This window comes from Flavobacterium sp. 28YEA47A, from assembly GCF_041262125.1.
Classification (GTDB): Bacteria; Bacteroidota; Bacteroidia; order Flavobacteriales; family Flavobacteriaceae; genus Flavobacterium.
Genome location: NZ_JBGCCI010000005.1, coordinates 366,260 through 389,923, shown reverse-complemented (window position 1 = coordinate 389,923; position 23,664 = coordinate 366,260). Strand labels below are relative to the sequence as shown.

19 protein-coding genes and 1 other RNA gene are annotated in these 23,664 nt (G+C 37.3%); 8 read left to right on the top strand and 12 right to left on the bottom strand.

Annotation, left to right across the window (positions count from 1 at the left end):
- Window positions 1-227 precede the first annotated feature (227 nt).
- The 8 genes from ABH942_RS09880 to ABH942_RS09845 all read right to left on the bottom strand — a co-directional run bounded on the left by ABH942_RS09880 (window position 228) and on the right by ABH942_RS09845 (window position 8,305).
- Complete coding sequence (locus ABH942_RS09880; protein ID WP_370031523.1) at window positions 228-1,358, bottom strand: sensor protein KdpD; 1,131 nt, start codon at window positions 1,356-1,358, stop codon at window positions 228-230.
- 19 nt (window positions 1,359-1,377) lie between these two features.
- Window positions 1,378-2,463 carry a porin gene (locus ABH942_RS09875; RefSeq protein ID WP_370031521.1) on the bottom strand — a complete coding sequence of 362 codons (1,086 nt, stop codon included), beginning with the start codon at window positions 2,461-2,463 and terminating at the stop codon, window positions 1,378-1,380.
- Between the two features lie 2 nt (window positions 2,464-2,465).
- A complete protein-coding gene (locus ABH942_RS09870; RefSeq protein WP_370031519.1) occupies window positions 2,466-3,026 on the bottom strand; it encodes a K(+)-transporting ATPase subunit C in 561 nt (186 codons plus the stop codon).
- A 12-nt stretch (window positions 3,027-3,038) separates the two neighbouring features.
- Window positions 3,039-5,084: a potassium-transporting ATPase subunit KdpB gene (gene kdpB / locus ABH942_RS09865; RefSeq protein ID WP_370031517.1), complete on the bottom strand. Its 2,046-nt coding sequence runs from the start codon at window positions 5,082-5,084 to the stop codon at window positions 3,039-3,041.
- A 17-nt stretch (window positions 5,085-5,101) separates the two neighbouring features.
- A complete protein-coding gene (gene kdpA, locus ABH942_RS09860) occupies window positions 5,102-6,790 on the bottom strand; it encodes a potassium-transporting ATPase subunit KdpA (RefSeq protein WP_370031515.1) in 1,689 nt (562 codons plus the stop codon).
- Window positions 6,791-6,793: 3 nt separating this feature from the next.
- The gene (gene kdpF, locus ABH942_RS09855) at window positions 6,794-6,871 is read right to left on the bottom strand and encodes a K(+)-transporting ATPase subunit F (RefSeq protein ID WP_101472456.1); all 78 of its coding nucleotides are present in this window, start codon (window positions 6,869-6,871) and stop codon (window positions 6,794-6,796) included.
- Between the two features lie 84 nt (window positions 6,872-6,955).
- On the bottom strand, window positions 6,956-7,237 hold the full coding sequence (locus tag ABH942_RS09850; protein WP_370031513.1) for a hypothetical protein: 282 nt from the start codon (window positions 7,235-7,237) through the stop codon (window positions 6,956-6,958).
- A gap of 171 nt (window positions 7,238-7,408) precedes the next feature.
- On the bottom strand, window positions 7,409-8,305 hold the full coding sequence (locus ABH942_RS09845) for a winged helix-turn-helix domain-containing protein (protein WP_370031512.1): 897 nt from the start codon (window positions 8,303-8,305) through the stop codon (window positions 7,409-7,411).
- 188 nt (window positions 8,306-8,493) lie between these two features.
- Between ABH942_RS09845 and ABH942_RS09840 the strand changes: the two genes are divergently transcribed.
- Window positions 8,494-9,018, top strand: coding sequence for a hypothetical protein (locus ABH942_RS09840; RefSeq protein ID WP_370031510.1), 525 nt, complete (start codon window positions 8,494-8,496; stop codon window positions 9,016-9,018).
- A 58-nt stretch (window positions 9,019-9,076) separates the two neighbouring features.
- Here the strand turns inward: ABH942_RS09840 and ABH942_RS09835 are convergent, their stop codons facing one another.
- Window positions 9,077-10,429 (bottom strand): sigma-54-dependent transcriptional regulator, encoded by a 1,353-nt coding sequence (locus ABH942_RS09835; protein WP_370031508.1) that lies wholly within the window; start codon window positions 10,427-10,429, stop codon window positions 9,077-9,079.
- 219 nt (window positions 10,430-10,648) lie between these two features.
- Between ABH942_RS09835 and ABH942_RS09830 the strand changes: the two genes are divergently transcribed.
- Window positions 10,649-12,340 carry a S41 family peptidase gene (locus ABH942_RS09830; RefSeq protein WP_370031506.1) on the top strand — a complete coding sequence of 564 codons (1,692 nt, stop codon included), beginning with the start codon at window positions 10,649-10,651 and terminating at the stop codon, window positions 12,338-12,340.
- A 10-nt stretch (window positions 12,341-12,350) separates the two neighbouring features.
- Here the strand turns inward: ABH942_RS09830 and ABH942_RS09825 are convergent, their stop codons facing one another.
- Window positions 12,351-13,775, bottom strand: a complete 1,425-nt coding sequence (locus tag ABH942_RS09825) for an L-serine ammonia-lyase (protein ID WP_370031504.1) — start codon at window positions 13,773-13,775, stop codon at window positions 12,351-12,353.
- Between the two features lie 239 nt (window positions 13,776-14,014).
- Between ABH942_RS09825 and ABH942_RS09820 the strand changes: the two genes are divergently transcribed.
- The 5 genes from ABH942_RS09820 to ABH942_RS09800 all read left to right on the top strand — a co-directional run bounded on the left by ABH942_RS09820 (window position 14,015) and on the right by ABH942_RS09800 (window position 21,584).
- Window positions 14,015-16,513: a M14 family zinc carboxypeptidase gene (locus ABH942_RS09820; protein ID WP_370031502.1), complete on the top strand. Its 2,499-nt coding sequence runs from the start codon at window positions 14,015-14,017 to the stop codon at window positions 16,511-16,513.
- Window positions 16,514-16,553: 40 nt separating this feature from the next.
- A complete protein-coding gene (locus tag ABH942_RS09815) occupies window positions 16,554-17,528 on the top strand; it encodes an endo alpha-1,4 polygalactosaminidase (protein WP_370031500.1) in 975 nt (324 codons plus the stop codon).
- Window positions 17,529-17,670: 142 nt separating this feature from the next.
- Window positions 17,671-19,563, top strand: a complete 1,893-nt coding sequence (gene dnaK / locus ABH942_RS09810) for a molecular chaperone DnaK (protein ID WP_370031498.1) — start codon at window positions 17,671-17,673, stop codon at window positions 19,561-19,563.
- Window positions 19,564-19,801: 238 nt separating this feature from the next.
- A complete protein-coding gene (locus tag ABH942_RS09805; protein ID WP_370031496.1) occupies window positions 19,802-20,599 on the top strand; it encodes a hypothetical protein in 798 nt (265 codons plus the stop codon).
- 346 nt (window positions 20,600-20,945) lie between these two features.
- On the top strand, window positions 20,946-21,584 hold the full coding sequence (locus ABH942_RS09800) for a hypothetical protein (protein WP_370031494.1): 639 nt from the start codon (window positions 20,946-20,948) through the stop codon (window positions 21,582-21,584).
- A gap of 46 nt (window positions 21,585-21,630) precedes the next feature.
- Here the strand turns inward: ABH942_RS09800 and ABH942_RS09795 are convergent, their stop codons facing one another.
- Together ABH942_RS09795 and ABH942_RS09790 are read right to left on the bottom strand one after the other, a co-directional pair.
- Window positions 21,631-22,329, bottom strand: coding sequence for a carboxypeptidase-like regulatory domain-containing protein (locus tag ABH942_RS09795; RefSeq protein WP_370031492.1), 699 nt, complete (start codon window positions 22,327-22,329; stop codon window positions 21,631-21,633).
- Between the two features lie 7 nt (window positions 22,330-22,336).
- Window positions 22,337-23,398: a glutaminyl-peptide cyclotransferase gene (locus ABH942_RS09790; protein ID WP_370031490.1), complete on the bottom strand. Its 1,062-nt coding sequence runs from the start codon at window positions 23,396-23,398 to the stop codon at window positions 22,337-22,339.
- 89 nt (window positions 23,399-23,487) lie between these two features.
- On the opposite strand from ABH942_RS09790, the gene ffs reads away from it, so the two are divergent.
- Window positions 23,488-23,586: signal recognition particle sRNA small type (gene ffs / locus ABH942_RS09785), an RNA gene on the top strand.
- Window positions 23,587-23,664 lie beyond the last annotated feature (78 nt).

Below are 23,664 nucleotides of genomic sequence, written 5' to 3'. Positions count from 1 at the left end.
ATCCTTACGGCAAATACAAATGATTTGTCTTTAACAATACTATTTTTCATAATCATTTTTTTATGGCTTAAACTAACTATACACTATCCATTATCAATTCAAGAAATGTGTTGATATAACTTCACAATCCTTACGGCAAATACAAATGATTTGTCTTTAACAATACTATTTTTCATAATCATTTTTTTTATGGCTTAAACTAACTATACACTATCCACTATCAATTATCAACTAAGAATGATTAGGTCAATTTCACTCGAAGATAGCTTATTTAATAATTCTTTGAAAGCGCTGGTAGAAAGAATAATTTTCATCAGGTTCATTTTTGGTTTTCCAATACAAAGAGTAGTGATGCCTTTGCTTTCGGCTTGTTCAATAATGGCTTTGGCTATTCTCGTATGCTCAATTTTGATGACTTCGGCTCCCAGCTCTGTAGCCAGCTTAAAATTATTGATAAGATGTCTTTGTTTGTCTAAAGCAATGCGGTCTGCGCTTTCATGCGGCAGCTGTACGTATAATACATACCATTTGCTGCTATTGTAATAATTAGCCAGACGCGCCGTTTTTCGGATTACTTTTTTGGCGGTAACTTCATTGCTGCTAATACAGGCCATAAACTTTTCATGTCGTGGATTTTTGTTTCTAGGAACTTCAATTTCGACTTTTCTTTCGACCTGGCTGGCAACTTCTTTTAAAGCGAGTTCTCTTAATTGCAGGATGTGCTCGTTCTTGAAAAAATTCTTGAGCGCCATTTCTATTTTTTCAGCCTTATAAATTTTCCCTTCTTTTAGTCTTGAAATCAACTCGTCTGCAGTGAGGTCGATATTTACGACTTCGTCAGCCTGAGCTAAAACGCTGTCTGGAATGCGTTCTTTGACTTCGATTCCTGTAATGTGCTTTATTTCTTCATTAAGGCTTTCGATATGTTGGATATTCACGGCGCTGATTACATTGATTCCGGCTTCCAGGATTTCAAAAACATCTTGCCAACGTTTTTCGTTTTTGCTTCCTTCAATGTTGGTATGGGCAAGCTCGTCTACAATTACTACTTCTGGGCGAAGGCTGATGATTGCCTGAACGTCCATTTCTTCAAGCTCTTTTCCTTTGTAGAATAAGTAACGTCTCGGAATAATGGGAAGTCCGGCTAACAGCTCGTGTGTTTCTTTACGGTTGTGAGTTTCTATAAAACCTATTTTGACATCGATTCCATTTTTTAGCAGGGAATGGGCTTCCTGAAGCATACGAAAAGTTTTGCCTACACCGGCACTCATGCCGATGTAGATCTTAAACTTTCCTCTCCTTGATTTTTGGATCAGGTTTAAAAAATGCTGTACGCTATCTTCTCTTTTACTTTCCAAAATAAATTAGGCTTAGAGATTAAAATGATATGGCAAGCGAAGTTGCCGCTGCAAAATTCTGTTTGGTAGGATTACCATTTTCTGTGAAAATTTCATCCTTGCTGCTCAGATTTCTGGCTTCAACTCTCCATACAACATTGTCATAGATATTGTAATCGAAGTTGACAGAATAGCCAAAAGTTTTAAACCCGTTTGGAGTATCTGTCGCAATTATTACACCGTTTTTGTCTGCATAGTATTCTCCTCGTGCCGCAACATGAATTTTATCAGAAACTTTATATCTGGCAATCAGGATAGGAGAGTACCACGAGTTATAACTGTCGCTTCCTTTTTCTTTTTGTTCGGCACCGATATCGAAACCAGCTGTAAGTCCCCATTTTTCATTCAACTGAAAAACGCCGTATAAATTGTGGAAATAGCGCATTCTTTTGTCAATATCCGGTTTGTCGTTCCCGATGAAAGAACTGCTGTTCAATAGGATAGAGGCGTTTGGTTTATAGGTTAGTTGATGTCCAAAAGCCAGTGTCTTATTGCCGTCAACACGCTTGATTCTTTGCCAGCCGTTTAAAACGAGCCCGCTCACAAACCATTTTCCGTTGTCTGTAGTATACGATAGTTTCGCACCACTTTCATAATAAGGTGAATTGTCTGCCTGAATACTGCGTGTCAATGCCCAACAATCTTTACTGATGGCGCTTTCAAAACCAATATGCGATGCAAAAATCCCGGCATCAATCCAAAGATTTTTTGTTTTTGAGAGTTTTACACCGGCATTGGCTTCATAAATGTTTTTCATGATACCTTCTTCAGTAGCAAGATTGGCGTTGCCATAGGTTCCGGCCATGATTGCCAGATTAGCTCTGACGTTTCCTTTTTCATAGTTGGCTTTGACAAATCCAAGATTCAAAGAAACTTCATTATGCCTGTTATGTGAATATATGAAACCGGGTCTGATATTGTTTTCAGGTGCGCCAAAATCATACAGATAATAGATTTCAGCATAGCCTGTTATTTTTAATGGAGATTCAGGAGTTGTTGCAGTGTCAGTCTGTGCTTGTGCAAACGAGACCATTGCGATAAAAGCTACAGTAGCTAATTTTTTCATTGTTATTTGAGTTTATCGAGAGCGATGTTTAGTTGTAATACGTTTATTTTTTCCGGTCCGAATAGCCTTAAAAGCGGCTTTTCAGTATTTTGGGCAATAAGGTCATGGAGTTTCTTTTCATCTATATTCCTTGCTTTTGCAATTCGTTTGACCTGTACTTTTGCACCTTGTACGGAGATGTTAGGATCCAATCCGCTACCGCTGGCCGTTACCATATCGGCAGGAATTTCATCGGCTTTGATTTCCGGATTTTGGATTAAGAAAGTGTCAATTCTTTTTTGGACTTCAGCCAGGTATTCAGGATTACTTGGTCCTTTGTTACTTCCTCCGGAACCTGCCGCATTATAGTTTACGGCAGAAGGCCTGGAGTTAAAATATTTAGCATCGGTAAACGACTGACCTATATTGCGATAAAATTTTTTTCCATTGCTCTCTGTCATGATTCCTTTTCCCTGGTTAGGAGCCATTTGTGCAACTCCAAGGATAAACAGCGTATATATTCCGGCGAAAAAGACGAGAGTGACTAGCGTTAACCTTACTCCAATCCATAAATAATTTTTCATTTTGATATCAGTTTAGATGAATAATGTGACAATCATGTCGATGATTTTTATTCCGATAAATGGAACGATGATACCGCCTAGTCCATAAAACAATAGGTTTCGTCTTAATAGAGCAGAAGCACCGATTGGTTTATAAGTGACTCCTTTTAAAGCCAGCGGAATCAAAAACGGAATAATTACAGCATTAAAGATTACCGCCGATAGGATGGCACTTTCCGGACTATGCAAATGCATAATATTTAAGCCTTGCAAGGCGGGAATAGCCGTGATGAACAAAGCAGGAATGATAGCAAAATATTTGGCAACGTCATTCGCGATACTAAAAGTGGTTAATGTTCCTCGTGTCATTAATAATTGTTTTCCAATTTCTACAATCTCTATCAATTTTGTAGGATCATTATCTAAATCCACCATATTTCCGGCTTCTTTAGCAGCTTGTGTTCCGCTATTCATTGCTACACCCACATCAGCTTGCGCAAGAGCGGGAGCATCATTTGTACCATCACCCATCATGGCAACCAACTTACCTTTGATTTGCTCATTTTTGATATAATTCATCTTGTCTTCGGGCTTGGCTTCTGCAATAAAATCATCAACACCTGCTTTTTTTGCAATAAATTTGGCTGTTAGTGGGTTGTCGCCTGTTACCATTACGGTTTTGACACCCATTCTTCGCAATCTTTCAAAACGCTCCTGTATTCCAGGCTTGATAATATCCTGTAATTCGATTACTCCTAAAACTTTATCGTTTTGGGAAACTACCAAAGGCGTACCGCCATTACTGGAAATTTCAGTAACTCTATCAGATGTGTCATCTGGAAAAGAGATTCCTGCTTGTTCGCTTAGTTTTCGGATAGAATCGTAAGCGCCTTTTCGGATTCTGGTACCGTCAGGAAGATTGACACCGCTGCTTCGTGTTTCGGCTGTAAATTTTATCAGTATTGAACCTTCTACAGAAAGATTTTTTGCAGCATCTTTTCCGGCCAATTCAATGATTGACTTTCCTTCCGGCGTTTCGTCAGCTAGGGAAGAAAGTATGCTTGCTTTTGTGAATTCCTGTTCTGATACGCCAGCTGTAGGATAAAAATTCGTTGCTTTTCGGTTTCCAATCGTAATGGTTCCTGTTTTGTCTAACAGCAATACATCAATATCACCTGCAGTTTCTACTGCTTTACCTGATTTTGTAATTACGTTGGCACGCAAGGCACGGTCCATTCCGGCAATACCTATGGCAGATAGCAATCCACCGATGGTTGTTGGGATAAGACAAACAAATAAAGAAATAAAAGAAGCAATGGTTATTGTGATATTGGCATAATCAGCAAATGGTTTTAAAGTGGTGCAGACAATGATGAAGACTAATGTAAAGCCTGCTAATAAGATAGTCAGTGCAATTTCGTTAGGTGTTTTTTGTCTTGACGCACCTTCAACCAATGCAATCATTTTGTCAAGGAAGCTCTCGCCAGGTTCAGTTGTTACTTGTACTTTAATTTTGTCAGACAAAACTTTTGTACCGCCTGTTACTGAACTTTTATCGCCGCCGGCCTCCCGAATTACAGGAGCACTTTCACCGGTTATGGCACTTTCGTCAATAGTTGCCAGACCTTCAATGATTTCTCCGTCGGTTGGAATAGTATCACCGGCTTCACAGATAAAGATATCTCCTTTAGCCAGGCTGGAAGAAGGAACAATCTGAAGTTCATCGATATACATTTCTCCAACAGGGAAGATTTTTTTGGCAGGTGTTTCTTCTCTTGTTTTTCTAAGGCTATCGGCTTGGGCTTTTCCTCTTGCTTCGGCAATTGCTTCGGCAAAATTGGCAAACAATAACGTGAATAATAAGATGATAAAGACGGTAAAGTTGTATACAAAACTGCCTTGGGATTGCTCACCTGTCAATATCCACAAACAAACGCAGAGCATGACAATTGTTCCAATTTCAACCGTAAACATAATCGGATTACGGAACAAGGTTGCAGGATTGAGCTTCAGGAAAGACTGTACGAATGCTTCTTTGAGCAATTCTTTCTGAAACAGTGATTTATTTTGAGTTTTCATTTTTGAAAATCATTTGATTAATAAAGCGTGAAATATTCTGCTATAGGTCCTAAAGTCAGAGAAGGGAAGAAGGAAAGCGCTGCGATGATGAAAATAACAGCAAATACCATCAATCCGAAAGTCGAAGTATCGGTTTTTAAGGTTCCGGCACTTTCTGGAATGTGTTTTTTAGAAGCAAGGATTCCGGCAATAGCAACAGGGCCTATGATTGGAAGGAACCTGGAAAGTAGCAACACGATTCCTGTTGTAATATTCCACCATGGATTATTGTCGCCAAGACCTTCAAAACCACTTCCGTTATTGGCTGCAGAAGATGTGAATTCGTATAAGATTTCACTGAATCCGTGGAATCCCGGATTGTTCAATGTGCTGGCGCCTTGTTCCGGAAACGCTGTTGAAAGCGCAACACCTACTAATATCAGGAAAGGATGCAGTAAGGCAATAATCATGGCGATTTTCATTTCGCGGGCTTCGATTTTTTTACCCAAAAATTCAGGCGTTCTTCCCACCATCAGTCCGCTGATAAAAACAGCAAGGATGATAAAAATGTAAAAGTTTAATATTCCTACGCCACATCCGCCATAAAAGCAATTGATCATCATGGCAAGCAGCTGGTTCATTCCGGATAATGGCATGGCGCTGTCATGCATGGAGTTGACAGAACCTGTTGAGATAACGGTCGTAGCGATGCTCCAATATCCTGAGGCAGCAGCTCCAAATCGTACTTCCTTACCTTCGGTAGCGCCAGATGTTGTATCAATTCCCATTTGTGTCAGGGCAGGGTTTCCATTCATTTCTGTAACAACAGTTGGAATAGTCAGCGCAAGAAACCCGACAGTCATTACGCCAAAAATCATCCAGGAGAGTTTTCTTCTGTTTAAGTAAAACCCTAAGGCAAAGACCATGGCAAATGGAATAATCATTTGAGCAATCATTTCCACAATGTTGATCAGGTAATTAGGGTTTTCAAGAGGATGGGCTGAATTGGTACCAAAAAATCCACCGCCATTTGTACCCACGTGTTTTATTGCCGTGAATGCTGCAGCTGGTCCGGTTGATACTTCAACTGAATCACCTTGAAGCGTTGTCATTGTTTGTTTTCCTTCAAAAGTCATTGGAGTTCCGTTAAAAAGCAATAGGGTTGCTACGATTACGGAAATTGGTAAAAGGATACGTGTGCAAGACTTAATAAAGTAATTGTAAAAATTGCCCAGTGTTTCAGTAGTTCTTTCCTTTAATGCATTGAAAAGGACAGCAGCAGCGGCTAATCCGATGCCCGCAGAAACAAATTGGAGGAACATCAGGAATAACTGGCTCAGGTAGCTGACTCCCGTTTCTCCGGAATAATGCTGCAAGTTGCAGTTTACTAAAAAGGAAATAATGGTGTTGAAAGCCAGGTCTGGCGTCATGCCAGGATTATTATCTGGATTCAACGGTAGTGAACCCTGGCAGAGTAGGATTATCATTCCTAAGACAAACCAGACAACATTAATGGCAATCAAAGCAACCATATGTTGTTTCCAGTTCATTTCTTTTTTGGAATCGATACCGCTTATTTTATAAAATAGTTTTTCGATTGGGAGAAAAACAGGATCCAAAAAAGTTTTTTGACCTGAATATACTTTTGAAATATATTTTCCTAACGGTATCGCTAGAATCAGCGTCAGGACAAACATGGCTATAATTCCTATAATTTCGGTATTCATGGTTTAAAATTTTTCAGGTTTAAGTAAGACATAAACGATATAGGCAAAAACAGCTAGAGCAATAATTAATAAGGCTATCATAATTTTAGATTTTATCGAAATAGTAAATGGAAACATAAAAAAGGGCGAAGCAGAGCAGCCCTACGGTGGTGAGGATGGTAATTATCATACTCCTGAGGCATTAATTTGTTTGACATATTCTTTGTGAAGTGTAATGGGTAGCAGCCTTGATGTTTCCAACTTGTTTATTTCCATATAATGGGATACGGAAAACAGATAGACATTTGTGATTGCATTTTTCATTTCGTTATTGCCCTTTAGAAGCAATTCTTCGGCAAGTGCTAGGCATCTTTTAGTGCGTGCCATTTTACCGAGCTGAAGGCTGCTGATGGTTATCTCAGCAAGGCGCTCCATTTTTTTGATTAGGCTATCATTGAAATTTCTCATAATGATTAAGATATTTTTAATGCCTAATGCCAAATTCAGAACCAATTTTTTAGCTAATTGTGTAAACCCTTTAGGATCTAGGATTTATATTTTTTTGGCCTGTAACCAAAAAGAAAAACCCTATCGAAACGATAGGGTTGGTACTTTCAAAACGATAGGCATTTTATTTTTTTAAGAGCTAATCTCAAGTTTATATCCTTTGCCGCGTATAACAACGATATTGATATTGGAATCAAGTTCCAGTTTTTTTCTAAGTTTTGAAATAAACATATCCAAACTGCGCCCAACAATAACGCCTTCATCTTCCCATATCTCTTTTTGTAATCGGCTTCTCTCAATCGTCTCGTTGGGAGACAATGCGAAAATAAGCAATACACGGGTTTCTGTTGCCGTTAAGTCTATTGTGTTTTCATTGATTATCAGTTTTCTATTCTTCGCATCGAACAAAACTGAGCCCAAAGTAAACGTGTTTGTATCCTGACTGTCAGGTAAAGTTTTTCGCTTTCGGGGAGTAGCAGATCTAAAAAAAAGAAAACCAACCAATGCTAGAAACGGCAGGCCGGCTAAAAGATACCCACTCTTTACTGTATGTATGCCTGTCGGTTTGAATTTAATGTTGATCACGTAACATGCTTTGGGTTGTATTCTCCCTATACAGGGTATATTGTCTTCTTTTCTGTTTTTGGATATAGTATATCCATAAGCCATACTAGAGTTGCCACAGTTCAAAATAGTAACAACATAATCAGATACCAACGGGTCTTTAGTCAGCAAACGCTGGGTTATATTCACCAGAGAGTCCGGTTGAAAACTAAACTCATTTTCAAATCTGATCTGGTACTCATTTTCGGTTATCTTTTTTACAGGAAGAACTCTCGACACACTGTCACCTGATTGTAAAAGTAGTTCATGTCCAATCCTGCGGAGCAAAATTTCCCTTTTGGAGATATTAAAATCGTCGTTGCTCGTTATACTAAAAGTTGCGAAGATTACTGAGATAAACAAGAGTAATGCCAATCCAAACAGATACTTGCGTTTCCCGGAGAAGAGATTTCGACTATTAGACATGCTATTTACGATTTATTTACAAAGTTTACATTTTAATTTACAATCTAACTCCCTCAAGCCAAAAAATAACAAAGTAGATTCGCTGAAACAATTTTGTTAGGGTATCAAAAATAAAAGAAATGCCTTAAACGAATTCTGATTTATCAATGTTAATTAAAATTACAAAAAAGATGAAAAAAATTATTTATGTGCTGATCTTATCGCTGGTTGTGGTATGCGGACTGGTATTTGCTAATTGCGAAATCAAAAATGAAACTTCTAAAAAATCAGACCCAAAGCTACTTTCTGCTACTGAAGTGAAAGCTGAAAAGAAAAAATGGGAGGCTAGCCCTGATGGAATAAAACTGAAAGAATGGGAAATGTCTCCCGAAGGTAAAAAAGTACTTGCCAGTGCCGCTAAAATAAGAAGTCATATAAATTATTCTACGAATATGGAGGCTGTTATAACTTCTCTTTCCCTTCCGCCAGGCTCACGATTAGGTTTTGGAGTGATGGCCAGGATTAATGATGATTATTACATTCTCAGTTTTGGACTCGAAAAGTCTAATGAATTTGAGCAATTACATAGCCTGAAAGGTAACGACAAAATAATTATAAGAAGCAATTCTGTGTCGTATGCGCCCAAGTATGACTATCCAATCGTATCGGTCGACTATGTAGAACGAGATGGTAAAGTACTTTATAAACGTGCTCCACGCAAAGGTGGTTGTTAAGTAACTAAATTGTGAGATACACCTACGTTACCGGTAGCGTAGGTGTAATCAAATATATCTAGCTGATTTTGTATTCTTCCAGTTTTCTGTATAGGGTTGTTAAAGCAATATTCAACAATTTTGCAGTTTCTGTTTTGTTGTGATTGGTATAATTCAATACTTTCTGGATATGGATTTTTTCAGCAGAAGCCAAAGAAAAAGCTGATAATACAGGAGATTCTCCGGAAGCATCTGATGTTTTTAACTGCTGTATTTCCATAGGAAGGCAATCCGTTGTCAAGATGGCTTCAGTTTCCAGGATAACGCTGCGTTCGAGTACGTTTTTTAGTTCACGGATATTTCCCGGCCAGGTATGCAATTTTAATAATTGTACAAATTCATCAGACAATGTCTTGATTTTTTTATTGGTTTTCAAGGCAAAGAAATTCAGAAAATGTTTGGCAAGAGGCTCAATATCGGTAACGCGTTCGCGTAAAGCGGGCAATTGGATTTGGAATACGGAAAGACGGTAGAACAGGTCTTGTCTAAAATGTCCTGATTCTATTTCTTTAGGCAGATCTCTATTGGTGGCAGCTATAATGCGTACGTCAACTTTTGTGGGTTTATTTTCGCCTACTTTTAGGAATTCGCCATTTTCAATGACACGTAATAGTTTCGCCTGAAGGTCCAATGCCATTTCACCAACTTCATCTAAAAATATTGTTCCACCGTTGGCTTCTTCAAACAGTCCTTTTTTGTCTTTTGTAGCTCCGGTAAATGAACCGGCAATATGCCCAAACATTTCGCTTTCCAGCAAATCATGACTGAAAGCAGAACAGTTTATCGCAACAAAATTCTGATGTTTTCTTGGGCTTGATTGGTGAATAGCAGCCGCAAATACTTCTTTACCGGTACCGGTTTCTCCGGTTAGTAGGACAGTAGTATCTGTAGGTGCTACTTTTTTGGCCAGATTGATAGATTGCAACAGCGATTTGGAATCTCCTATAATACCATCAAACGACAGCTTATCTTCGAGTTTGGCTTCTAATTGCGCAATCCGTTTTGTCAGGTTTCCCTTTTCGATAGCCCGATGAATCAACGGGATGATTTTATTATTGTCGTCACCTTTTACGATATAATCAAAAGCACCATTTTTTATGGCTTGCACTCCATCCGGAATGTTTCCGTAAGCAGTGAGCAGAATCACTTCAGTTTGTGGCGATTTTTCTTTTATAGCAATGGTCAGGTCAACACCATTTCCATCGGGAAGTTTGACATCGCAAAGCACAACATCAAAAGTATGCTGTTCGATCTTTTTTAGTCCGGATTTGCAGTCTCCGGCTTCAATGACTTCAAAACCTTCCAGACCAATAATTCGGGCCATGAGGCTTCTTAGTTTTTCTTCGTCGTCAATGATGAGAATTTTTTTCAAGCGAAAAAGGGAATAAGAGTTTAAGCAAAATTAGTGTTTTGCAGTATTGGTTTGTAGTTTTTGCTACTATTTTATAACGGGAAATCTTAAATGAAAATTTTAGTAAATATAGAGTAAAGATTAAAGACGCTGATACAGACATAGAAATTTAATAAAAGTTTCCATTTTTACAATTTTAAGTAATTGTAACATCTTCTCTTTGCCATAAAGCTTCGTAAAATGAAAAACAAAATTGTAATTATCCTCCTCCTCTTACTGATAGTTAATGTAACTAGTGCCCAAACCAAACAACAAGTTTCTCAATTAAATGAACTTTGTAATGTTTGGGGAAATCTGAAATATTTTCATCCTGAAATTGCAACGGGAAAACATAATTGGGATTCAATAGTAGTGTCCTCCATTAATCAAATACTGAAATCGGGAGATAAGAAAGTTTTTCAGGAGGAAGTGGAAAAAATATTCCAAATAGCAGGAGAAAATAATTCGCCCGAATTTAAGATTGATTATTCAGCACATACTTATACTTACAGGAATATAAATCATTCTTGGATTGATAAAAGCAAAAACCTGACTAAAAACCAAAAGCAAAAATTGAAATATAATTATGGCCATCCTTATCAGGGACAAAATTATTATGCTCAAAACAATCCTAATGACGATGGAAATATTGGTACTCCAAATGAAAATCCTTATCCTGAAATGAAGATGCCTGAAACTGCATACAGACTTCTGGGACTTTTTAGATTTTGGAATGTGATAAACTATTATTATCCTTATAAATATGCAACCGACAAGCCTTGGGATACAGTTTTAAAAGAATTGATTCCTGAATTTGTTAAGGCAAACGATACACTTTCCTATCAAAAAGCTGTTTTAAAGATGGCTGCTTTAATTGATGATGGTCATGGCGGTGTTTTTCCTTTTCTTGATATAGAGGTTTCGGGAAAATTTAGTCCCCCATTTTATTTTAAGTTAATTGACAATAAGGCTGTAGTAACCAAAATACTTGACAAAAACGAGTGTGAAAAGGCAAACATCAGAAAAGGTAGTGTAATTGAAAAAATCAACGGTATCACACTTAAAAAAAGGGCAGAAGAACTGTGGGATTATGTTTCCGCAGGAAATATAGCCGCTAAATATAGGGATTTGCACAAATTGATTTTAAAAGGTAAAGAAAAATCAGCTGTTTATTCTGGTTATAATCCTGACGGAGTAAAGTTCTCTTCATCAGTAGCATTAAGCGAACGAAATTATCTGAACGATTTTCTGGACTTTCATGAGATGACAAGCCCAATTACTTCAAAAATGATAACAAACGATATCACATATCTGTATGCTTCTAATATTACTTATAAAAATATGGACAGCATAATGAAACCTCTGATGAATACCAAAGCAATCATTTTGGATTTGAGGAATTACCCGAGTACAATGCCTTCTTACCACATAGCAAATTACTTTCTTGACAAACCAACTACTTACAGTATGATGACCAGAAATAATTTCAATTATCCGGGATTATTGATTTATGAAAATACAAATGAAGGAACAGTCGCTGCAACAGTAGGAAAGGAAAACCCAAATCCTTATCAGGGAAAACTGATTTTATTAGTTGACTATCGTACCCAGAGCCTGCCTGAATTTAATTGTTTGATTTTGAAGGCTTATAAAAATACGATTATCGTTGGCAATCAAACCGCTGGAGCGGATGGTAATCAGACGAGGATGATTTTTCCGGGAAATTATAAAATATCTTTTTCAGGACTTGGCATCTATCAGGCAGATGGAAAAGAAGCTCAACGTGTGGGCATTCCTATCGATATTCCTGTTAGATACACAATTCAAGACTTTATAAACGATAAAGACCCAATTTTGGAAAGAGCAATTGAGTTTGCAAAAACGGACAAATAAAAAGCATCGTTTAGCAGTCTGCCATATTTACACTGATAGCCAGTCCGCCTTCTGATGTTTCTTTGTATTTAGTGTTCATGTCTTTGGCAGTTTCCCACATGGTGTTGATTACCTTGTCTAAAGGAACTTTGGCATTTTTAGGGTCGGTTTCAAGGGCGAGTTCCGCTGCGTTGATTGCTTTGATGGCACCCATTGTATTTCTTTCTATGCACGGAATCTGAACCAATCCGCCTATAGGGTCACAAGTCATTCCAAGATGGTGCTCCATTGCGATTTCAGCTGCCATAAGCACCTGAGCCGGACTACCGCCCATCAATTCACATAACGCACCCGCAGCCATAGCAGAAGAAACGCCTATTTCTGCCTGGCAACCTCCCATAGCGGCTGAAATGGTAGCTCCTTTTTTGAAGATACTGCCAATTTCTCCTGCAACCATAAGGAATTGCTTGATTTCTTTTTCGCCAGCCTGATGGTTTTCAATAACCATATAATACATCAATACGGCAGGAATAACTCCTGCACTTCCGTTAGTAGGAGCGGTTACGACTCTTCCTAATGAGGCATTGACTTCATTAACAGCTAATGCAAAACAGCTTACCCATTTCAGGATTTGGCGGAATTTTACTTCCGTTTTGCGGATGGTTTCCAACCATTCTTGTGGATTGCTGTAGTTTGCCAGTCCGATGAGGTTCTGGTGCATGTCAAACGCCCTTCTGCGAACGTTTAATCCTCCGGGAAGAATACCTTCAGAATGACAGCCAATATACATGCATTCCAGCATTGTATTCCAAATACGCATCAGTTCGCTGTGGATGTTCTCCTCAGTACGCATTGACTTTTCGTTTTCATAAACGATTTCGGAAATACTTTTATTTTCTTTGACTGTATAGTCAAGTAATTCTACCGCATTTTGTATAGGAAAAGGAAAAGCACATTTGATCGCTTCTTTTTTAATAGCGTTTGCTCTTTCTTCCTTAACCACAAAACCGCCACCTATTGAATAGAATGTCGATTCGTATTCGCTATCCGGCGTATAGGCTGTAAATGTAAATCCGTTAGAATGGAAAGGCAGGAAGTTTTTATTAAATACAATATCTGTTTCCATATCAAATGGAATCATCCTTTCGCCAGCCAGATGAAGCTGCTTGTTTTTCTTTATTTCAGATATGGTTCTATCAATACTATCAATAGGAATATATTCCGGATCAGCACCGGTAAGTCCTAACATAACGGCAAAATCAGTTGCATGACCTTTTCCTGTCAGAGAAAGGGAACCAAACAAATCCACTTTAATCCGGATTACTTTGCTTAAGATATTTTCTTCACGAAGTTCATTCAAAAAACGTTCTGCACCACGCCAAGGCCCAAGAGTGTGGGAACTTGAGGGTCCAACGCCAATTTTAAGCATATCAAATACCGAGATACATTCTTCCATAGTTATGAGAGGCAATTTTATGCAAATATATATTTTTTACGATTGCGAAAACGTTGTAAATTTATTAAATATATAATAGCGGTGGGGCATAATTGCTTACCCAATAGAAATAGTAAAATAAAGAATGCCGATTTTATGAATTCTTCGTTTTTCTAACAAAATTTAGCATCCATGTTAGTAACTTTTAGGTTCTAAAGGTTAATTTCCTACATTTGAAGCACAAACACTTAAACAGTCTTATGAAAAAGCTACTTTTTGCATTCTTGCTAGCTTTCAGCCTTTCAGGTTATGCCCAACTTAAAAGCCCTGCCGAATTTTTACCAGAATATGGAAAACAGGTAAGTTTTTATCATGAACTAGAGGCTTATTTTAAATACCTAAAAGAAAATTCTGATTATATCAAACACGACCCTTATGGTTTTACTTCGCAGGGACGAAGTTTGAATGTATATTATATTTCTACGCCTGAAAATCTTAAAAATCTGGAGGCTATCCGTGAAAATCATTTGTACTCTATTGGTATGACAGACAAAAAGCCTGCTACAGCAATTGAAAAAGCTATAGTCTGGCTCAGTTTTAACGTACATGGCAATGAGATAGGAGCGGCGGAAAGCTCTATGAAAGTGGCTTATGAATTATTGAATCCAAAAAATACGACTACAAAACAATGGCTTGAGAATACGATTATCATACTAGACCCATGTTTAAATCCGGATGGTTTTTCAAGATATGGAAACTGGCTTCGCGATGTTACCGGAAAAAACCTGCATCCGGGACTAACTGATCGTGAGCATATGGAACCGTGGCCGGGCGGCAGACAAAATCATTATGCCTATGACCTAAACAGAGATTGGGCGTGGCAGACACAGGTTGAAACCCAACAGCGAATAGTTTTATATAATCAGTGGATGCCAGAAGTGCATGTTGATGTCCATGAAATGGGATATAATGAGCCGTATTTTTTTCCTCCGGCAGCAGAACCTTTCCATGATTTTATAACCAAGCCACAACGTGATTTTCATAATGCGATAGGAGAAAATACTTCTAAAAAGTTTGATGCTGAAGGTTGGAATTACTATACCAGAGAACGTTTTGATTTATTCTACCCAAGCTATGGCGATACCTATCCGAGTTTTAACGGTGCAATAGGAATGACGTATGAACAAGGAGGAATTGGAGCCGGAAGAGCTATTGTAATGCAGAATGGCAACATTCTTACTTTACAGGATAGGATAAACCACCATTCGGTTGCAGTGTTGACCGCTGTTGAAACAGCTTCAAACAGAAAAGAAAAGCTAGTATCTGATTTTAAGGCGTATTTTAAAGACAGCAGGCAAAATCCAAAAGGAAAATATAAAACCTATGTTGTAAAAAATGATGGAAAAGCAGAACAGCTTGCTCTGATGTTGAAGCAGAACAATATACAGTTTGCTTATGCTGATGAAACCAGAAAACTATCAGGTTATCATTACCAGTCAGACAAAGAAAAATCATTTTCTGTTGAATCTGGAGATATGATTATACAGGCAAGCCAGCCAAAGTCAGTGCTGACACAAGTATTGTTTGAGCCTTACCAGAGGTTGTCTGATAGCCTTACCTATGATATTACAGCCTGGGCACTGCCTCATGCTTTTGGGATAGAAAGTTATGCGCTTAAAAATAGCCTGACAATAAAAACCAAAGACAAAATCACTGCAGTCAAAACAGTTCCTGAAAGTGCCTATGCCTTTCATATTCCTTGGAACAATAGAACTTCTGCAAAAATTGCAGCTTCTTTATTAAAAAAGAATATCAAGGTGCGTTATGCAAAAAGAGCTTCTGCTTTTGGAGATACAAAGATAAATCTGGGGGATTTGGTTGTTTTAAAATCAGATAATTTCCAGCTTCAGGAATTTGAAAAAACTATAGCGCCTCTTTTGATGGAAAAAAATGATTATAGTGTAATCAAAAGCGGCTTTTCTACTGGCGGTGCCGATTTAGGTGGTGAAAATTTCCCGTTGATGAAAGCACCTAAAGTACTACTGATAAGTGGGAAATATGTCAGCCCGACAGATTTCGGACAGGTTTGGTTTTATATGGATCAGATTATAGATTATCCGGTTAGTATTGTAGATACAGACAATTTAGGAATAGTTAATCTGGCTGATTATAACACTTTGATTTTAGCAGACGGATGGTATGAGTTATCAGATGGGCAGAAGAAAAACATAGATGATTTTATTTCAAAAGGAGGTAAAGCAATCGCAATACAAAATGCTTTAAGCCTGTTTGAGAATAGGGAAGGCTATAATCTAACACAGTTTGCTACTAATGAAGAAAAAGATGCAGCAAAGAAACAAAGCGACGACGATGCGCTGGCAATGCGTTTTCAAAAATACCAGAACTCTGAAAGACGTTATATTTCAAATGGCGTTCAGGGTGCTATAATAGAAAATGTATTAGACAAAACCCATCCACTTTCTTATGGATTAGGAGATACCTATTATAGCCTAAAGACCTCCGACAAGTATTTTAAAGTTCTTAAAAATGTATGGAATGTGGCTTATGTTCCGGCAAATTATAAGAGCTATGGATTTATCGGTACCAACCTGAAAAAGAAACTGGAAAATACGGTTTCGTTTGCTGTTGAACCGTTTGGCAGAGGGAAAGTAGTCTACATGATAGACAATCCACTCTTTAGAGGTTTTTGGGAAAATGGAAATTTACTATTTAGTAATGCATTGTTTTTAGTGGATTGAGACTAAAAAGCACATCCTGCCGTTATCACAATAAAAAGATATGAAAAAGATAGTCCTGTTAGCAGTAGTACTTGCCTTTTTAGGCTGTGACAAGGATAACAATAATGATTCAACTCCAATTGAGAATCGCGATTTCAGGCAAGAAATGCGAAATTTTGTTATCGGAATCAGTCAAAAAGCAAAAAACACTAAGCCTGGTTTTGCTATAATTCCTCAAAATGGAATTGAGCTCATTACTGTAAATGGGGAAGCCGATGGAAGCCCGTCGCAAGCCTACCTGAATGCAATTGACGGAAACGGCCAGGAAGATTTGTTTTATGGATATGACAATGACGATCAGGCAACACCTGGCAGTGTTTCGAATTATCTGAAAGGCTTTTTAAACGTTTCAAAGAATAATGCGAAAACTATATTGGTGACAGATTATTGTTCTACGGCTTCAAAAATGAATAATTCCTATCAGGTCAATGCCACAAACGGTTATGTTTCCTATGCTGCTCCAAAACGAGACCTGACTGTAATCCCGGCAACAGCTCCTAACAACTCTAATACGGCAGTAATTACAAACCTGTCACAGGCAAAGAATTTTCTATACCTGATAAATTCTGAAAACTTTGCCACAAAGACTGCTTTTATAAATGCAGTAAAGGCTACGAATTATGATGTTGTTATTATGGACTTGTTTTTAAACGAAGAGCAATTTACAACCTCAGAAATCAACCAGTTAAAAGATAAAGCTAATGGTGGAAAGCGTTTGGTAATATGCTATATGTCAATAGGAGAATCTGAAAATTACCGCTACTATTGGCAGCCATCCTGGAATACAACCAAACCGGATTGGATTGCTACGGAAAACCCGGATTGGCCTGGCAATTTCAAGGTAAAGTATTGGAACGAGGATTGGCAGAAGATTATCTATAAGAATGATGATTCCTACCTTAATAAAATCTTGGCAGCTAATTTTGACGGTGTATACCTGGACATAATTGACGGATTTGAATACTTTGAAAGATAAATGCTAAATGTCATCTTGTCAGATTTAAAAATGTCAATTTTAACAAAAACTGACATTTTTAAATATTTTTAGGCTTGGCATAAAGATTGTCTACTAGTTCACGAGTTTAAAAACTAGTATAAAACAAAATACATATAAAAACATGGGTAAAATAATCGGAATTGACTTAGGAACGACGAACTCTTGCGTTGCCGTTATGGAAGGTAGCGAACCAGTTGTAATTCCTAATGCTGAAGGAAAAAGAACAACGCCGTCAGTAATTGCATTTGTTGATGGTGGAGAAATCAAAGTGGGTGACCCTGCCAAAAGACAAGCAGTGACCAATCCAACAAAAACTATCGCTTCTATCAAGCGTTTCATGGGGAATAAATTCTCTGAAAGCTCAAAAGAGGCTAAAAACGTTGCCTACAATGTAGTAAAAGGCGATAACGATACGCCACGTGTGGATATCGACGGACGTCTTTACACTCCACAAGAATTGTCAGCAATGACACTTCAAAAAATGAAAAAAACTGCTGAAGATTATTTAGGTCAGTCTGTAACAGAAGCTGTTATTACTGTTCCTGCATACTTCAACGATGCGCAACGTCAGGCAACAAAAGAAGCAGGTGAAATTGCTGGCTTGAAAGTAATGCGTATTATCAACGAACCTACTGCAGCTGCATTGGCTTATGGTTTGGATAAAAAAGGACAAGACCAAAAAATTGCTGTTTACGATTTAGGTGGTGGTACTTTTGATATTTCTATCCTTGAATTAGGTGACGGAGTTTTCGAAGTATTGTCTACTAACGGAGATACGCACTTAGGAGGTGATGATTTTGACCAGGCTGTTATTGACTGGTTGGCAGAAGAATTCAAAGCTGAAGAAGGTTTGGATTTGCGTCAAGACCCAATGTCATTGCAACGTTTGAAAGAAGCTGCTGAAAAAGCAAAAATCGAATTGTCGTCTTCTCCTCAAACAGAAATCAACTTGCCATACGTTACGGCTACTGCAACAGGACCTAAGCACTTGGTAAAAACATTAACCAGAGCTAAATTCGATCAATTGACAGATAGCTTGGTTAAGCGTTCTATGGACCCGGTTGCTAAAGCATTGAAAGATGCTGGTTTGAGCATTTCAGATATTGATGAGGTAATCTTAGTAGGAGGTTCTACACGTATTCCTAAAATTCAGGAAGAAGTAGAAAAATTCTTCAACAAAAAACCATCTAAAGGAGTTAACCCTGATGAGGTTGTAGCTATTGGTGCTGCTATCCAAGGTGGAGTTTTGTCAGGAGATGTAAAAGACGTATTGTTGTTAGACGTTACGCCGCTTTCTCTAGGTATCGAAACTATGGGTGGTGTTATGACAAAATTAATTGAGTCGAACACAACAATCCCAACTAAAAAATCGCAAGTATTCTCTACTGCGGCAGATAACCAACCATCGGTTGAAATTCACGTTTTGCAAGGAGAAAGAGCTTTGGCGACAGATAACAAAACTATCGGACGTTTCCACTTAGACGGTATCCCGCCAGCAGGTAGAGGAGTGCCTCAGATTGAAGTAACTTTTGACATTGATGCTAACGGTATCATCAAAGTTTCTGCAACAGATAAAGGAACTGGAAAATCACATGATATCAGAATCGAAGCTTCTTCTGGATTGACTCAGGAAGAAATCGAAAGAATGAAAAAAGAAGCTGAGGCTAATGCAGATTCTGACAAAGCAGCTAAAGAGAAAATTGAAAAATTGAACGAAGCTGACAGCATGATCTTCCAAACTGAAAGCCAGTTGAAAGAATTTGGTGAAAAATTATCTGAAGGTAACAAAGCAGCTATTGAAAGCGCGTTGACTGAGTTGAAAGCAGCACACGCAAGCCAGGATGTAGCAGCTATCCAACCAGCTTTAGACAAATTGAACGAAGCATGGAAAAATGCTTCTGAAGAAATGTACAAGCAAGGTGACGCTCAAGGAGCTCCACAAGATGCACAACCGCAAGGTGATGCTAACGGAGGCGACAACGTTCAGGATGTTGACTACGAAGAAGTGAAATAATCACTTTTTAGATTATATTTTAAAAGCGCAGGGTTCATAACCCTGAGGTCACGGGTTCAACTCCCGTCCTCGCTACTAGGTTTAAAAAAGCCCTTACAATTTGTAAGGGCTTTTTTCATTCTTACACCTAATAAATTTATCAATACGGTTTATATAACACATCCAATATTTTTGAATAGCTTTACGACTGTTTGTTTCACATATAAACAGGTTATGAGTAATAATTGAAACACGTTAAATGAGAAAGTTTATTATTTTAGTTACATTTTTTAGTTTGTTCGCTTGTAAAAAAGAAGTTGAAAAAAATAAAGTAAAACCAAGTGAAAAAACAGTAGTTCCCAAATCAAATTCTTTTGAAAAGCTTTCTTATGAGGAACAAATAAAAAATATGAAAGAAAGTTTGCCTAAAAACTCCGTTCTTTCTAATGACATTCAATTTATAAATGATTCTATTCTCGAAGGAAAATTCAAATTAGATATTTCCAATTACGAACTTGAGAATGCAAAAAAGAAATGTCTCCCAATAATAGTAAAAAAAGAAGACTTTTATGAATATGATCTGGAGGGTGAAAAAAAATCTAAGAAGGAGTTTAAAAATTTGGGCGACCTGAACGGTGATGGAAAAAGTGATTCAGTTTTCATTTTACCAGGTTTAGTCTGGTGTGAAGAAGGCCAATCCTATTATTTTACCGACAATAAAATTCCAAGAATACAAACTGATTCTAATTGTTGTCATACAGAAAGTATATTTAGTATTGGTGATATTGACGAAGATGGCGGAAATGAAATAGCAGAATATTATTCAAGTTGCGCAAGTAATTTTAAAGTTATCGAAATTTGGACTTTGAAGAAAAACAAATGGAAATCTGTTGGAAAATTTGATTTTTTCTATAATAATGGAAAATATGAGGCTATAAAAGACTTCCATAAACTTTACAAGAAAATCGCTAAAAATAAGTTTAAGTTTTTGGAAATATCAGACATGCGAACGGACGGTCAACCTATTATGGAATGGCACACTGTAACTATGAAATAATTACTACTCCTTACTTAATACTTTTATAACTTTTTCAAGAACAGTTACTTTATTCACATTTCTTTTTATATTTTTTATGTATGTGTTAGAACAACCATATAGAGAGCTAATATCATTAATCGATTAAAGACATAAAAAATAATTGTTTTAAAAAAGTAAGGCATATGATGAATACAAAACCGTATACGATTTAGTATTTTTTATTGATTTTTTGAATCATTGATCAAAACGAATACGAGGTGCAATTTGGTGTTGCAAAATTCATAACCTTACGTTTTTTTGTTTGTCACTTTTAACAATTATGGTTTTATATTTTTTGTATTTTAGGCTTTCTAAAAAACAAAATATGAAAAAGACCTTATTTTTAATATTGATTCTGTTAACGGCGTCATTCAGTTATGGACAAAAAAAGGGAGGCAAAAAGAAAGCTGCAGCAAAGCCAGCCTCAACAGCACTTGCAAAAGCAGATAACCTTACAGCCGAAATCGTGAAAGGAAACTTTTATCTGTTCATCAACAATGGTAAAGCTAAAAAAGACACCATAGGAATTAAAACGGTTGACGAAAATAGCCTTCCTAAGAATTGTGCGCTCAAAGCCTTTTCTGCAAAAGGAACGCCATTATATCTATTGACGTGGACAGAAGAGCAGACTACTAAAACCGATTTAAAGACGGAAGTACGCAGTACACTGTTTTCTGAAATATTTGATGTATCTACAAAGACAAAATTGTTTTCAAACCAGCAAACGACTACCAATATTACTGAGAAAGTATTCCTGGACAGATTGAAAAATGCTTCAGAAACACAGGAAAAGGTAAGGAGAGAAGGTTTTGAGTTTTCCTTGACAGCTGATGGTGATATTGTACAAAAGAACAAAACACAACAGAATACGTTTGCGTTTAATGCGGCTGATAAGAAGTACGTTGAAGGAAAGACAACCAGTACAGCTCCCGCTGCAACGCCTGCAAAGAAAAAGAAGGCATAACCAAGTATAAAAAAACCGAGCATATAGCTCGGTTTTTTATTTGTTTTTATCTGAAAAGATTGCCTATGGAGTGGAAAATTCTTCCGAAGAAGGTTCTTCGAGGGGCTATTGCACCAATTAACGCCGTCATTTCCAGGTTTGGTTCTAATTTGATTATAATCGGTTTTTTAGAGTCAACGGTAACAGACGTTTCATTATAACCAACGAGTTGAAACATCAATAAATCGCCATTACTAGCTTTAATTGAAAATTTACCTTCAAAATCGGTCTGTGTGCTAATTGGTTTTCCTTTAATTGATACAAGAACATCAGGCAATGGAAAACTCAAACTATCTTCGTCGTCGAATACAAAACCTGTAATTTCTATATCAGGAACAGAAGAATTGTCTATTGTTTTTTCAACATTGTTTTTTTCTTCTGTTTGTTCTGTCTTTACATTTTCCTGAGCATAAATCTCTTGGTTTCCCAAACTCAAAAAACTCAATATTCCTGAAATTCCAGCAATCCAGATGCTGCTTTTTTCTTTTGGTACACTCAGCTCTTTATTGAGTTGTGATGTCAAAAACCGCCCGCATATATTGGATTCTGAATTAATTTTGTCGATAAGCTGCCTGTCGGAAAATCGCGTGAAATCGTATACCGTTTTCTGGCACGAATTACAGAACCGGCCTTTTTCGGCAACAGTCATTCCATACCAATTTTCATGGCAGGGTTTAGGAATAGATATATTGACTTTGCCGGACATAAAAAGCCTATTCCGAAACTTTGATTTCAAACATTTTGTTCCATCTTTTTCCGGTAACAAAAAGCGTTTTGGTTTTAGGATTGTATGCTAATCCGTTCAATACGTCGTTTCCTAAATCGTGGCCCATCATATTAACTTTAGTTTTTAGGTCCCTAAAGTCGATAATACCCTCTACAGCACCGGTTTTTGGATTGATGACAGCTACAGCGTCTTTTTGGTATACGTTACCATAAATTTTTCCGTTAACCCATTCTAGTTCATTAACAGCTTTTATTTTGTTGGATTCAGAGTATACATTGAGATAATCTGTTTCTTTCATGGTTTCCGGATCTAATACCCAGATTTTTTCAGTACCGTCAGATTGGTAGATATGTTTCCCATCATTACACAATCCCCAACCTTCTATTTTTTTGAAATATTTAAAAGTCCTGATTTGTTTTAGATTGTCTGCATTATAGATAAAACCTGTGTTTTCCTGCCAGGTTAACTGATATACCTTGTTATTTAAAATTGTAATTCCTTCACCAAAATATTGTCCTTCAAGATTGACAGATTGGTAGGCTTTTCCGGTTTTGTAATCTGTTTTTAGCAATTTGGATGTGCCTCGTTGTCCGGTTCCTTCAAATAAAGTATCTCTGTAAAATTCCAATCCTTGCGTATACGAAGTTTCGTCATGAGGATACGTATTTACAATAGTATAAGAAAGCAATTTTGGTTTTACATTGGAAACCACTTCAATTCGGGCTTCCGTTTCTACATTTTGACCGTCATAATAAACGGTTGCTTTTACTTGTTGATAGCCAAATTTAGAATCGGCTAAAGGAAAATCGAACTTATTATTTCCTTTGACAGCACCAACTCTTTTTTCATTTATAGAGTAGACTATTGAATCGATGGTCTTGTTTTTATCGTTTTTCAGGCTCAAAGAAAGTGATTCTTGGGGCTGATATGACGCTTTTAAGCCAGCTTGATCAATGCTGAACAAATTTTTTTTATCATTTTCACTGTCTCCGCAGGATACGAGTACTGTTCCTAATAAAATGAATGCTAATAGTTTATGATTTTTCATTGTTTTAAAATTGATTATGACAATATACAACCTTTATTTTATAACCGCCAATGGCCTTGCAAAAATATAAAATGTTTGTATATTTGCACCGGCAAGTCCTACACGACCAGCTCCTGCAGACTCCCCCAGGGTGGGAACACAGCAAGGGTAAGCGGTTGTAGCGGTGCGATGTAGGTCGCTTGCCATTTTTTTAAATCTTCCCTTTGCGGAGGATTTTTTGTTTTTAGCCCTTTCAGGGTTCGAAACCCTGAAAGGGTTGTAAAAAA

Excerpts from the sequence above, each read along its gene's own strand:
- ABH942_RS09875 (WP_370031521.1), bottom strand. The coding sequence starts at position 2,463 with ATGAAAAAATTAGCTACTGTAGCTTTTATCGCAATGGTCTCGTTTGCA.
- ABH942_RS09870 (WP_370031519.1), bottom strand. The coding sequence starts at position 3,026 with ATGAAAAATTATTTATGGATTGGAGTAAGGTTAACGCTAGTCACTCTC.
- kdpB (WP_370031517.1), bottom strand. The coding sequence starts at position 5,084 with ATGAAAACTCAAAATAAATCACTGTTTCAGAAAGAATTGCTCAAAGAA.
- kdpA (WP_370031515.1), bottom strand. The coding sequence starts at position 6,790 with ATGAATACCGAAATTATAGGAATTATAGCCATGTTTGTCCTGACGCTG.
- kdpF (WP_101472456.1), bottom strand. The coding sequence starts at position 6,871 with ATGATAGCCTTATTAATTATTGCTCTAGCTGTTTTTGCCTATATCGTT.
- ABH942_RS09850 (WP_370031513.1), bottom strand. The coding sequence starts at position 7,237 with ATGAGAAATTTCAATGATAGCCTAATCAAAAAAATGGAGCGCCTTGCT.
- ABH942_RS09845 (WP_370031512.1), bottom strand. The coding sequence starts at position 8,305 with ATGTCTAATAGTCGAAATCTCTTCTCCGGGAAACGCAAGTATCTGTTT.
- ABH942_RS09830 (WP_370031506.1), top strand. The coding sequence starts at position 10,649 with ATGAAAAACAAAATTGTAATTATCCTCCTCCTCTTACTGATAGTTAAT.
- ABH942_RS09825 (WP_370031504.1), bottom strand. The coding sequence starts at position 13,775 with ATGGAAGAATGTATCTCGGTATTTGATATGCTTAAAATTGGCGTTGGA.
- ABH942_RS09820 (WP_370031502.1), top strand. The coding sequence starts at position 14,015 with ATGAAAAAGCTACTTTTTGCATTCTTGCTAGCTTTCAGCCTTTCAGGT.
- ABH942_RS09815 (WP_370031500.1), top strand. The coding sequence starts at position 16,554 with ATGAAAAAGATAGTCCTGTTAGCAGTAGTACTTGCCTTTTTAGGCTGT.
- dnaK (WP_370031498.1), top strand. The coding sequence starts at position 17,671 with ATGGGTAAAATAATCGGAATTGACTTAGGAACGACGAACTCTTGCGTT.
- ABH942_RS09805 (WP_370031496.1), top strand. The coding sequence starts at position 19,802 with ATGAGAAAGTTTATTATTTTAGTTACATTTTTTAGTTTGTTCGCTTGT.
- ABH942_RS09800 (WP_370031494.1), top strand. The coding sequence starts at position 20,946 with ATGAAAAAGACCTTATTTTTAATATTGATTCTGTTAACGGCGTCATTC.
- ABH942_RS09795 (WP_370031492.1), bottom strand. The coding sequence starts at position 22,329 with ATGTCCGGCAAAGTCAATATATCTATTCCTAAACCCTGCCATGAAAAT.
- ABH942_RS09790 (WP_370031490.1), bottom strand. The coding sequence starts at position 23,398 with ATGAAAAATCATAAACTATTAGCATTCATTTTATTAGGAACAGTACTC.